At 58.6% G+C, this 12379-nt stretch carries 8 protein-coding genes; 2 read left to right on the top strand and 6 right to left on the bottom strand.

The genetic code is table 11. The features are described 5' to 3' along the window. The first annotated feature begins 91 nt into the window (after positions 1 to 91). Both ACM1ZW_RS02490 and ACM1ZW_RS02485 read left to right on the top strand, forming a co-directional pair. Positions 92 to 4720 carry a neuraminidase-like domain-containing protein gene (locus ACM1ZW_RS02490; RefSeq protein ID WP_416740113.1) on the top strand — a complete coding sequence of 1543 codons (4629 nt, stop codon included), beginning with the start codon at positions 92 to 94 and terminating at the stop codon, positions 4718 to 4720. A 41-nt stretch (positions 4721 to 4761) separates the two neighbouring features. After that, the gene (locus ACM1ZW_RS02485; protein WP_416740112.1) at positions 4762 to 5340 is read left to right on the top strand and encodes a hypothetical protein; all 579 of its coding nucleotides are present in this window, start codon (positions 4762 to 4764) and stop codon (positions 5338 to 5340) included. Here the strand turns inward: ACM1ZW_RS02485 and ACM1ZW_RS02480 are convergent. From ACM1ZW_RS02480 to ACM1ZW_RS02455, 6 genes are all read right to left on the bottom strand, one after another. Then, positions 5335 to 6666 (bottom strand): DUF58 domain-containing protein, encoded by a 1332-nt coding sequence (locus ACM1ZW_RS02480; RefSeq protein WP_416740111.1) that lies wholly within the window; start codon positions 6664 to 6666, stop codon positions 5335 to 5337. The two genes, ACM1ZW_RS02485 and ACM1ZW_RS02480, sit on opposite strands and share 6 nt — an antisense overlap. A 190-nt stretch (positions 6667 to 6856) precedes the next feature. Then, complete coding sequence (locus ACM1ZW_RS02475) at positions 6857 to 7858, bottom strand: AAA family ATPase (protein ID WP_017340500.1); 1002 nt, start codon at positions 7856 to 7858, stop codon at positions 6857 to 6859. Continuing rightward, positions 7855 to 9018 carry a DUF4350 domain-containing protein gene (locus tag ACM1ZW_RS02470; RefSeq protein ID WP_031319090.1) on the bottom strand — a complete coding sequence of 388 codons (1164 nt, stop codon included), beginning with the start codon at positions 9016 to 9018 and terminating at the stop codon, positions 7855 to 7857. Before ACM1ZW_RS02470 ends, ACM1ZW_RS02475 begins: the two co-directional genes overlap by 4 nt. Continuing rightward, positions 9015 to 10559, bottom strand: a complete 1545-nt coding sequence (locus ACM1ZW_RS02465) for a DUF4129 domain-containing protein (protein WP_416740110.1) — start codon at positions 10557 to 10559, stop codon at positions 9015 to 9017. The genes ACM1ZW_RS02470 and ACM1ZW_RS02465 overlap by 4 nt, the downstream gene beginning before the upstream one ends. Next, positions 10546 to 11523 carry a stage II sporulation protein M gene (locus tag ACM1ZW_RS02460; RefSeq protein ID WP_017340497.1) on the bottom strand — a complete coding sequence of 326 codons (978 nt, stop codon included), beginning with the start codon at positions 11521 to 11523 and terminating at the stop codon, positions 10546 to 10548. Before ACM1ZW_RS02460 ends, ACM1ZW_RS02465 begins: the two co-directional genes overlap by 14 nt. After that, entirely contained in the window at positions 11520 to 12245 is a 726-nt protein-coding gene (locus tag ACM1ZW_RS02455; RefSeq protein WP_017340496.1) for an RDD family protein, read from the bottom strand. The genes ACM1ZW_RS02460 and ACM1ZW_RS02455 overlap by 4 nt, the downstream gene beginning before the upstream one ends. Positions 12246 to 12379 lie beyond the last annotated feature (134 nt).

The raw sequence follows: 12379 nt of genomic DNA, 5'->3' as shown, positions 1-12379 counted from the left end.
ATCGATCTATTGAGTTTGCATTGACCGTACAACAGGCATAGCGCCCTGCGACGTAACTCACAGACATTACGGCTGGAATGGAGAATTGATAATGAAAAAGTCCGTTATCGGGGCATTGGAAGAGCGCCGTCGTGATGCGCTGGTGGATTACTATCGTGGACACGTCGCTAACCCGGTGTTGGGGCTGAAAACCATTGCCGAAATCGAACAGTATCTGCTGATGGACACCCAGATGACCGACAAAGTCGACACGTCACCCTTGGCGGAGGCGATTGCCTGCCTGCAGCGTTACCTGGGAAGAATCTATAACCGGATGGAGCCCGGCTACGACAAGAAGTTTTCTGACGATGACCTGGAGTACTGGTACAAGCGCTTGTGCAATATCAGCGATTGGTCGGGTTACAAGATGCTGCAGAATGACCCGCATAATTACATTTCACCCGGTCTTCGGCTGAAAAAAACCAAGTCATTTATCGACCTTGAAAACAACTTGTCACAAGCCCGTATCAGTGACGCGTCGGTGCAAACTGCTTTGTATGAGCACTTGGGCAAATTTGAAAAAGTGTGCAACTTGCAGTTGATTTCCGGGTACATCGACAGCACCGACAAACCAGCCCCAGTCGATAAACCTGATGAGCCCACTTTCCGGAACACCTTCTATTACATGATCGGCCGGCAGACCGAGCAACCTTACGCTTACTACTGGCGCAAGGTTCGAGTGCACATTAATCAGGCGAACCAGGACACGGAATACCTCAATCCGGCAGACTGGACAGAATGGGAAGAGTTGCAGTTGCCCTCAGGTTTAGAGGTGCTGGCGGTTCGCCTGGTAGTGTTCGGTGGTCGTTTGAGCGTGGTGTATATCGAAGGTGAACAAGCCCCGGATGAGAAGGATAAGGACGGCATTGTCACCAAGCCTGGCGCATGGACGGTAGAGGCCAAGCTTGCCTGGCTGGGGTTGAACGACATCTGGTCCACGCCGGTCAGCTTGCGCAAAGAGCAATTCGCCATTCTGAAAAAAGAAACCATGCGTTTGGTGGCCGTCACGGTCGCGGGCTCGCGCAAAGATGTCGAGGACTGGCTGGCCGTCAGTTTTACCTCCCTCGATGCAGCCCCGGGTGTGCAAGCCTGGCGTGATGATACCGCTCCGGGTTGGCTGTTTGCCTGTGTCGATGCTTTGTTCCAGCCACAGGCAATCAAGGTTGCGACGTTGCAGAGCTGGTCCAGTGGGCGGTTCAAAGATCAGCGTTTGTTGCAGCACAAAGTCATTCGTGATGAATACGCGGCACTTGATCGGGTCCTCGCGGCACCGGCCAGTGGAGGAACTGTCGAGGGTGATCTAAGTGGCACGCTGGGGATCAGCCTTAATTTCGACAGTCGACTGGATGCGCAGAACGTCATTCAGAACACACTGCAGGTCCAGGGGGGGTGTCAGGCGTCGCGGCTCGATTTCGATTTGAAGGAAATCGTGCTGCTTTCTCAGCACAGATTTGAAGGGGAACCGGCTTTCTTCGAAATTTCATACGCCGGGCCCTGGTCTGTTCTGTTGACATGTCATCTTCTGACACCTGCTGCGATGCACATCGAGTTGCTGTTCAACAATATCGCCGGGCAGGAAAGTGTCCTGGGTAGTATCCCGGCCGCGGAGTTCACTGCGGTAGAGGGAAGGTGGTGGCGCGCGACGAAGGAGATTCAGTTGTCGCAGCAAACGCTGGAGCAACTGGCCCTCAAACGACCAGACGAAGCGTTCACTGGCGCTGGATTGTCAATTCGCACGCCACAGGGTGCGGCCAGATTCAGCGATTCGGTTAATAAAATCAGCGTCAATGCACAGCCTCAAAAGTTGACATTCGGTTTGAGCCTGTTCGATGGAGCAAACAAGGTCAAGGGGCAGGAGTTCACGTTCGATCTGGTGAACTGGTATGCCTCTGGCTGGATTGAATACAAATGGTCCGGAGACCCGGCTGGCAAAATACTGAATGTAACCTGGGGTGATGACAAGGGCGCGCGCGGCCGTGACAAGTATGAGGTGACCATCAACCAGGCGCCCACGGCCAGCAGCCTGCCGCTGCTCGACACGCAGGCCTCGGGTGCACAGTTTCTGGATTTGCAGGCGCTGGGTTTGAGTAAACTGCGCTGGGTTCGCCTCAACTCGCTGTTTGGTCCGGTCCTGAAATCGAAAGTGGCCGTGTCGATTGATGAGTTATTGTCTTGGGAAACCCAGCACTCTCCAGAGCCTGCGCCAACTGCCGTTGCTGGTGGTTATGCTTCTGTACCCATGGATTTCAAAAGCGCTCATGGGGTTTTTTACTGGGAACTGTTCTTCCACCTGCCATTTCTGATCGCCCATCGATTGTGTGAAGAACGCAATTATCTTGAGTCCCAACGCTGGTATCACTACCTGTTCGACCCGCAGAACAAGCGTGAAGAAGAGTCGACCAACATTGATCTGCACTGGTACTGCCGTCCGTTGCTGGAGCCCGGTTATGCCGGTGCCGAAGCGAACAATCTGGTAGACCCGGATGCCATGGCCTACGCCTGCCCTGTCATCTATCGCAAAACCATCTTCATGAACTATGTGCGCTGCATCCTGACCAACGCCGATGAACTTTACCGCCGCTTGACACGCGATGATCTGGTGGCCGCGAAGTTGCTCTATGAGCGAGCTCTGGCGCTGCTCGGGCCCAAACCTGATGCTGCCCCCATGAGTCACTGGGTGCCGAAATCGGTCAAGGATATTCTCACGCCCTCCACGCCTCGCGGGCCTTCGAAGCTGGAACTGTTTGCGCAACAGATCGAGGTCAATGTCGCAACATTGCCCGAACGGGTTGTTGGCACGCCGCAGCTGGCCGGCCTTGAACTGGATGAGTTCCGTCCGCCGATAAACGAGATGCTGCTGGGTTTGTGGCTGCATATCGAGCAATGCCTGAGCAACATGGCAAACAACTTGACCATCGATGGCAAGCCCATGTTTCTGCCCTTGTTCGCGCCACCAACCAACCCATTGGATTTGTTACGGGCTCAGGCAGGGGGATCTTCCGGAGCATCGCGCAGCGCTGGTGGCTGGTTGAACATTCCGCATTACCGTTTTCGCCCGATGCTGTCCTCGACACAGAATGCGGTGCAGACCTTGATGCGTTTCGGCCAGCAGGTGCTGCAGTTCATGGAGCAGCGTGACAGCAGGCAACTGGAGGAATTGCACCAGGTTCATGTGATGGAATTGAGTAAATTCGCCACGAAAATTCAACAGGCGACGATTGATCAGTTGAAAGCGGCGAAGGAAGGGTTGAGCAAGAGTAAAGCGGTTATCGAGCAACGGGAAAACTACTACAAGGACTTGCAAAAGGATGGGCTGATAGAAAGGGAAAAGGCTGCGGACGGCTTGGCTGTCGCTAGTCGGGTAACAAGTGCGGGAGCCTTTATTCCTGAGGTCGTCGCCGGGGTCGGCAGGATTTTTCAGAAGGTTGGTGGAATGGCTGGGTTGATTTTCGGCGTGCCGTTCATTTCTGCCACAAGTGAAACTGGGGATAAAGGGGCGCCTCCTGCGCACATGGCTTCAATTCTAGCCGGATCAGGGGCTATTAGTTATGGGGTTTCTGAAAGCTTACGAATCACGGCTTTCAATGATCGCCGGTCTGCTGAATGGCGTTTTCAGGAGCAACAAGCCCAAGCAGAAATTGAAGTAATTGATCAGCAAATCATCGCACAGGAATCTGCGATTCATGGTGCCGAAGCCAGTCTGCGCCATGCCAAGAAAAGCGCCGAACAAGCCCAGGCCATTTACTCGTTCCACAAGACCCGAACCACCAACGTCGAGTTGTATCGCTGGCTGGTGAGCCAGATGGCGACCCATTACTACCAGGCCCACGATGCCGTGGTCGGCATGTGCCTGAGCACCCAGGCTTCCTGGCAGTATGAAATGGGCGACTACGACACCACCTTCGTTCGCCCCAATGTCTGGATGGACAAACATCACGGGTTGATGGCTGGCGAATCGATTGCCCTTGATCTGTTGCGCATGGAATCCGCGTTTCTCCACCGGCACGAGCGGCGTCTGGAAATGACTAAAACCATTTCCTTGCGTCAGTTGTTCGATGCCAAGGCAGCGGAAGAAGGGAGTGAAGATAATTGGGAAAAAGTTCTGAAAAAATTTGGCGACGACGGGGTAGTCGACTTTGAATTTACCCAGAAGATGTTTGACCTGGATTATCCCGGTCACTACTGCCGGCAGATCATGACCGTTGAGGTGACGTTCCCCGCAGTGTTGGGTCCCTATCAGGATACTCGCGCCATTCTTACCCAACTTTCCAGTACCACGGCGGTAAAGCCGGTCGAGAGTTCGCTGGATTACTTGTATGCCCCGGATGCCGCGCGCACGCCTTTGGACATCAAGCTCAATCTGCGTAACAGCCAACAAATAGCCGTGTCCAGCGGCGTGGACGATCTCGGCGGGAACATGCAGCAGGATGAACGTTACCTGCCTTATGAAGGTACCGGCGCGGTATCGAAATGGAAGCTCGAGTTGCCGATGGGCAAAGACCATACGCAGCAGGCACTCACTAGCAGCCTGACGGACATCATCATTCGTGTCCGCTACCTGGCGCTTGCCGGTAACACAGCGTACACCCAGGCCGTGATCGAGAAGCTCAAAGGCAGCCGTGCGAATGTGCGATTGCTGCCACCGCAAAACCAACCCGTTTCATCGTCGATAAATGTTTGAACGTGGAAGCTGTTACTAACGACAACAGAGGAGAGGTCATCATGACTAGTAATGAGTTGGTCGAAGGAAGGAATTTGATTGAGCACGGCGGCTTCTCCTCCGGGTGGCAAGATACCTGGACTGTCGAGGGTTCACATCTGGTGCGTGAGGACAGTGTGACGGGCAAGTTTTATCTACAACTCAACAACGGGGCGACTGTCCGTTGCAGTGTTGATCTGCCGATAGCTCCAGCTCCCGATAAGAAGGCTCTCTATTGGTTTTCGTTCAGCTATGAGGGGTTGGGCGCCAGACCCAGCAACGTCACGATACAAAACGAGAGCGGAGACGTCATTTTTGACGAGGCTTTCATGAGCAGAAAATCACAAGACAACTCAGGGACGGCAGATCCTGCACCATTGGCTGAACTTAGACCTTATCCGCCAATAGAACTTGAAGGACTATTACCCACGGATAAAAAGATCGATCTGGTGGTGACCGCTGCCACGGGAGGGAGTCGTGAAGGTATCAACGTCACGGACTTCAAGTTTGATCTTCGACTGGCTCCTTTGGAGTTGAGGTCGATGTTATTGGATGGCCGAGAGATTCTACCTGCCGTTTTTTCCACGTCGGCGGTGTCATAGTTTTCCGGCCCGCTTCCAGCTCAGATAGTGCGTTACCAGTTGTGCGCCTAGCGTGTTGGAACGTGTATCCACCACCGGCACGCCATGAGCGTTCAACCGCTCATGGCATTCGGCCCGCGCATTTAAATAATCCACGGTCCCGCAATACGTCAGCGCTTCGTTCAACGTTTGCACGGGGGACTCGCGCAGGCTGTCGAGTACGTCTTCTCTCAGGCTGGCGACAAGTACCCGATGTTGCTTGTTCAGCCGATTCACGGCGGTGAGGAGTTCTTCATCATCTTCGTCGCGTAGATTTGTGACCAGAATCACCAATGCCCGGCGTTTTTGTCGGGCCAGCAGTTGAGTTGCAGCCGCTTGATAGTCCGCACTGCGTTGAGTGCTGTTCAGGTCGTAGACCGTGTTGAGCAATACGTTGAGTTGGCCAGTGCCTTTCACCGGCGCAAGATAACGTGGCTGATCGCTGGCGAAGGTGCAGAGCCCCACCGCATCCCCCTGACGCAACGCCACGTAACTAAGCAACAGGCACGCGTTAAGCGCGTGATCGAAATGCGCCAATTCACCATCGTGGCTGCGCATGCGTCGACCGCAGTCGAGCATGAAAATGATTTGCTGATCGCGTTCGTCCTGATACTCCCGGGCAATCGGTGTGCGTTGGCGAGCGGTGGCTTTCCAGTCGATCTGGCGCAAGCTGTCGCCTTCGCGAAATTCCCGTAGCTGATGAAACTCCAGGCCCAGGCCGCGTCGCTGCCGCTGGCGCACGCCGAGCTGGCTGAGCCAGTTGTCCACAGCCAACAGTTGGCCGCCGTAAAGGCGGGCGAAGTCGGGGTACACGCGGGTGTGGTCGGACACCTTTGGCAAACGTTTGCCGGACCATAGGCCCAAGGGGCTCGGCAGGTTGATTTCGCAGTGTTCAAAGGTGAAGTGGCCGCGTTTGCGCGGACGCAGGCGATAGCCGGCCTGGCTGTGCTGGCCGGGTTGAAGTTCGAGCGACAAGGGCAGGTTTTCGAAGCTCAGGCCGTCGGGTACGTGGTCAAAAATCCGGATAGTCAGTGGCTGGGGAAAGTCGTGTTCAACCTCCAGTCGCACTTCCCTCCAGCGGCCGAGTGCCAGGCTGCCGGGCATTTGTCTTGTTATCCGTGGCGAGGGCAGGCGTTTGAGGCGTACAGCATCGAGTATTGCCAGGGCCAGCAGCGCCAGCAGCAACCCCCAGTTGATCGACAACAGCGTGGATGAAACGGCGATGTCCAGCGCCCGCAATGTACCGAGCACGATGCCAATGGCCAGCAGCAATGCCAGCCAGATCAGCAGCAGACGCGAGGGTTTCATCTGCGCACACCTTTTGTCGCCGGAGTTCTTTTTGTGGCGAGGGAGCTTGCTCCCGCTGGGTTGCGCAGCAGCCCCAAAATCAGTCGACGTGGTTTGTCAGGCACATCGTAACCGCCGGGTTTACGACTGCTGCGCAGACGAGCGGGAGCGAGCTCCCTCGCCACAGGGTGTGTGTGTGACAGAGATGTGATCACAAGCGCGGCGCCGGTACTTGATCGAGCAATTGCTGTAGCACGTGATCGACCTCCAGCCCTTCGATATCCAGCTCCGGTGCGATGCGTACGCGATGGCGCAGCACCGCCAGCGCGCAGCCCTTGATGTCGTCCGGAATCACGAATTCGCCGCCACGCAGCAAGGCGCGCGCCCGAGCGCAGCGCACCAGCGCAATGGAGGCCCGAGGCCCGGCGCCGAAGGTCAGGCCGGGCCAACTGCGGGTCGTGCGCGCGAGGCGTACGGCGTAATCGAGAACCTGGTCGTCCAGCGGCAGATCGCTGGCGATGCGCTGCAGGGCCAGCACGTCCTTGGCTTGCAACACAGTGCGCAGCGGTTGCACGTCGAGCATGTCGGCCCGGGTCGAGCGGCTGACCTGGCGCACCATGTCCAACTCCTGATCGGCGTCGGGGTAGTCCATGCGCACTTTGAGCATGAAGCGGTCCAGCTCGGCTTCCGGCAGGGGATACGTGCCTTCCTGTTCGATGGGGTTTTGCGTGGCGAGCACCATGAACGGCTGCACGATGGGCAGGGCCCGGCCTTCGAGGGTGACTTGCCGTTCCTGCATGGCTTCGAGCAATGCGGCCTGGGTTTTCGCCGGGGCGCGGTTGATCTCGTCGGCGAGCAGCAGGTTGGTAAACAACGGACCTTTGCGCAGTTTGAATTGCTCGGTCTGCAGGTCGTACACCGCGTGCCCGGTGACGTCGCTGGGCATCAGGTCCGGGGTGAACTGGATACGCGCGAATTCGCCGCCGAAGCAGCGGGCGAGGGCGCGCACCAACAAGGTCTTGCCCAACCCCGGCACACCTTCGAGCAGCACGTGGCCGCCGGCAATCAGCGCGGTGAGTACATCGTCGATCACCGTGTTCTGGCCGATGACGGCTTTTTGCAGCTCCGCTCTTACCGCTTGGGCCAACTGACTGGCGCGCTGGCGTTGCTGCGCGGCATGGCTCGGTGCGCCGGGCTCGATCTGTTCACTCATAAGGCGTTCCTCAAGGTTTGCAGGTGGGCGACCTGACGGCTGAATTCAACGCTGGACAGCCGTTGCTTCGGTCGCGGGCTCATGGCCTGGCTGATAGCGCGTGTGGGTTGACCGGTCAGGCGTGCGAGCACCAGCCATTGTTCGGCGACGCCGAGTTGTTCAAAACCGGGATGACGGCGCCGCATCCGGCGCAGGATGTCCTGCTGCAAGGCTTGCAACAGGCTGGCTTGGCCGGTGCGGCGCCACATGAAATAGGCGCTGGCTCGCAAGTGTTCGTGGAGTTGCCGGCGAGCGCTCGGGGCGGGTTCGATCAACGGGCCGTGGCGCACGCCGACATGCCACAGACACAGGCCGATCAGGGCGATGAGGGCCACCAGCGCCTGGGGGAAGTAACGCAACAACAACGCCAGCAGGCTGTCGTGATCGGTGTTGAACAGCAGGGTCACCTTCGTGTCCGCGGTCAGGTACCAGAGCAGCCAGGCGTTGTCGTACCGGTCGATGGCCGGGGTTTTCCACAGGTCGGCATCGGTGACCACGATGATCGAACCGAGCCCGTGGTTCAGCTGCATCATGTGCGTGGCCTTGCCGCTGTTGGCCCAGGCTTGGGCGAGATTTTTCGGGTCTTCGAGATGGAACGCGGTATCGAAGGTGGCATAGGCTGGCGCGTCTTCGTCCTCGAGGTACAGCTTGGTCAGTTTGGGGTAGGGGTCCTTGCCGGTGTCGGGCGGCGGGTCCTTCAGGTCTTTGCTCAATGACTGGTGCAGCTGGACCCGGTCGAGCAACAGGTCATTGCTCTGGCCCAGTTTTTCATCCCACAACGACTCGGCGATGAATAGAAGACGGCCACCGGCGCGGGTCCAGTTCAGCACTTGATCGATCTGGCGCGGGGTCATGCCGGAGCGGTCGCCGAGCAACAACAGGCTGCGTTGCCGAGGCTCCAGCGTGGGCAGGAGATCGAGGCTGTTGGCGTGGCTGACGGTCAGGCCCTGTTTGCGCAGGAAATGTTCGGCGGCCAGATAAGGGTTGGCCTGGGCTTCGGGTGAAGGGCCGTGATCGATATCTGCCTGATAGGGCGTCGCCCTGGCGTACAGATAAAGACTCAACGCGCCCAGCAGCACGGCGATGAATACGCCGGCGGCGAGCCACAATCGGCGGTTCAATGCGTAGCCCCCGGACCGAACAAGGTCCGCCAGCCGTCACACAGTTCCTGTTGTAAATGTGCCGGTGGCAGGCGATGCCCATAGGCCATGTTTTGCCAGTGCCCGGTCAGGTTTTTGCTAAAGGCCAACAGGGCGGGCTGTTGCAGTTGTTCGACACGCTCCAGCACCTGGCCCTCGGTGTCGGCAGGTTTCAGCGCCATGTTGTAATCGTGCAGCAAATGACTGAGCAGCGCGCGATACAGCAAGCCGAGCGCCTCGCGAGGGCTGGATTGCCAGAGGCTTTCGGCGCTGGCAGCAATGTCTGCGGGCAGGGTTTCGCGGCTCAGGTCCAGGCCGAATGCCTGCTGCGGTACCGGCCGCGTGACTTTGCCCTTCAACGCCGGTCGGCGACTGACGAAGGCCTGCAACCATGCCCGGTAACGCCAGATCAATAAACCGATCGCGCCGATGACGGCGCCCCAGAGCAGCACTTCAATCAAGGTCGCCAACGCGCCGAAGCGCTGGTTGTCCAGCAACTTGAACAGGGTCTTCAGCCATTCAGGGGCTTTGCCATCGTCAGAGTTTTCGGCGGATGGCTTGTCCTCGCCAAAACGATAGCGCGTGACGGTTTCCTTGTTCTTGAACGGTGGCTGATCGAGGATCGCCTTGATGCTGTCCCGGGACGCCTGGCTGGTCAGTGGCTGGCCCAGCAGACGCGGACTGTCGGGAGCAATGGCCGGTTCGGCGGCCCAGAGGTTTTGCCCGGTTGGCATCAATAGAAATGCTGCCAGCAGTAGCGTGAGGGCGGCACCGCTCACCCGTTGGCGCAGGCGGCGGAATACAAGCTCGATGTCCCAGGCCTCCAGCACCGTGCGCCGGTTTAGGTAAAGACTGAACCCGCAGGCCACGTAGATCGGTTCCCACACCACCAGCACCATCACGTAAAACGCATTCGTCAGGTGCTCCAGCCAGCGCCAGTCCTGTGTGGCGGCGGACAGCAAGGTCTGCCAGCTCCAGTCGAGTTCGACTTGTGGCGGCAGGAGCAGGTAGAACAGCACCATCAGGCCGATCCACAGCGCACTTTCCAGATGTACGCCGATGATCGTCAGCCACCGCGCTGCACCGCCGTCGCGTTGCAACAGCACTTGCAAGCGCTGTTGCCGCGCTTGGCCACTCAGGCCTTCGAGTTGCACCACCGGCAACAGGAAACTGCGACTCAGGCTCAAGCGTCGCCAGGTCAGGCTGGCCAGCAGTTGCGGCTTGAGCAGGCGTGGCCACTGGCGCAACGCCTGTTTCAGCGTGGGCGTTTCACCGAACATCGCTTTGGAGAGTATGTGCAGCGGCAGACGTTCAAACGCCGGTTTCAGCCACCAGAAGATAAACGCGACGAGTGAGGGAGAATCCCACAGCAGCAAGGTGAGCAGGGCGAAAACCGGCAGGGTCATGATGGCCCAGCTGGCCATCAGCAGGCGTCGGTGCCGCTGGCTCAGCAGCACGCCCAGGTCCATGGCTTCCCAGGTGGTTCGAGGGCGGATCACCACGGTCGCGTCACTCAGGCGCATGGCGGGTCCGTCCGGCAAACAGCAGGTACATCGCTACCAAAAACCACAGCGACGCGCCGACCAGATATTTGGTCATCGGTGCTGGCCCGGTCATCGACGACCAGTAGGCTTCGATAAAGGCCGCGATCAACAGAAACAGCATGACCCCGCAGATCAGCAGCACACTTTTGCGCGCCGCCACGCGCAGGGCTTCGGCGCGCGGCAGTCGTCCCGGTGCAATCAAGGCCCAGCCCAGTTGCAGGCCGGCGGCACCTGCCAGGGCAATGGCGCTGAGTTCGAAGGCACCGTGGCCGATCACGAAGGACCAGAAGGTTTGTCCGTAGCCGATCTGAGTCAGATGCCCGGCCACCGCGCCGATCATCAAACCGTTGAAGAACAGGAAAAACGCGCTGCCCAGGCCAAACAGCAAACCGCTGGCGAAGGTCTGAAAGGCAATGCCGATGTTGTGCATGATGTAGAAACCGAACATCACCCAGTCTTCACTGGCCGCCCGTTCCGCCGAGCGTCCAAGGTGGCCGGCGACAGGGTCGTACATGCCTTGCATTTCACTGACCTGTTCGGCCGGGATCAGGTTGTAGACCAGGTCCGGGAACAGATACACCAGCACGGCAAAGCCGATCAGGCTGCCAAAAAACATCAGGCTGGCGGCGAGCACGAAACGCCACTGCTCACGTACCAGTCGCGGGAAATCCGCCAGGATGAAACCCAGCGCGTTGGCACCCAGTCGGCTGCGATGCTGATAAAGCTGTTGGTGCCCGCGCAGCACCTGTTGCTGCAACGAGTCGATCAGAAAACTGCTGTAGCCGCGTTCCTGGGCCAGAGCCAGATGCTGGCAGAGCCTCCGATAGTCTTTCGGAAAACTGGCGATCCGTGTGGTGTCCTTGTTCCGCTCCAGCCTGTCGAGCAGGAGGGAAAATTGCGCCCATTCAGCCTTGTGGCGATTCTCGAAAAGACTTTGCTTCATGCGGGGCCCAACAAGCCGCGGGCGATGCCGTTGAGTTCCGCCACGGCGCGTGGTGCTGAAACCTTCAACGGTTGCGCGAGGATGGAAGCGAGTTCCGTGACCCGCGCTTCGGAGAGTTCGCCCTGGCGTTCGGCAAACCCGAGGATGGCGCGTTGCTCGGGCAGCGTCAGGGCAAACGGCGGACGCCGCGGCTCGGCGTCCGGCAGTTGCGGTCGGGTGAGCGGCTGCTCGCGGTAGATCACCAGCGTACCGGCGGCCAGGTCGCCGAGGCGTTTGAAGCTGGGGTGTTGCAGGCAACTGATGGCGCCGAGGAAATAGCCGAACGGCAACAGGTCGACAAAGCGCAGCAGGTTGCGCAACAACGATGCGGACCAGCCGATCGGCGTGCCATCGTCCTGCACCACCCGCAGGCCCATCCATTGCTTGCCCGGCGAGCGCCCGTGATTGAGCACCTCGAACAGCACCATGTACCACCAGCTCACCCCGAACAGCAGGATCGAGCCCAGCCCGGCGCCAAGTTTTCCCAGGAACGCGAGGACAATGAACAGCAGGCCCAGGATCAAGCCGCGCAGTCCGAGATCGATGGAGAACGCCAGCGCACGCACCATCAACCCGGCCGGGCGCAGTGGCAAGTCGATGCCTTCCGGCGTTTCAACCTGATACCGCGTATCCAGTGGCGGGGACAGCGTCGCTTTCCTTGGCAGTGCTGCGGTCTCGAGCATGGGCAACCTGATGATGTGGCCTGATCGGGATTCTCTGTCCGGCCGATGCTAGCAGCCTCTTGGGGGAAAACGACATAACTATGTATTGCACGGTGCGTGGCGAGAGGTGATTGAATGCAAGATCACTGGCCGGG

Source organism: Pseudomonas sp. NFX71, assembly GCF_048079215.1.
GTDB lineage: Bacteria > Pseudomonadota > Gammaproteobacteria > Pseudomonadales > Pseudomonadaceae > Aquipseudomonas > Aquipseudomonas fluorescens_B.
This window is presented reverse-complemented; position numbering and strand designations above follow the sequence as displayed.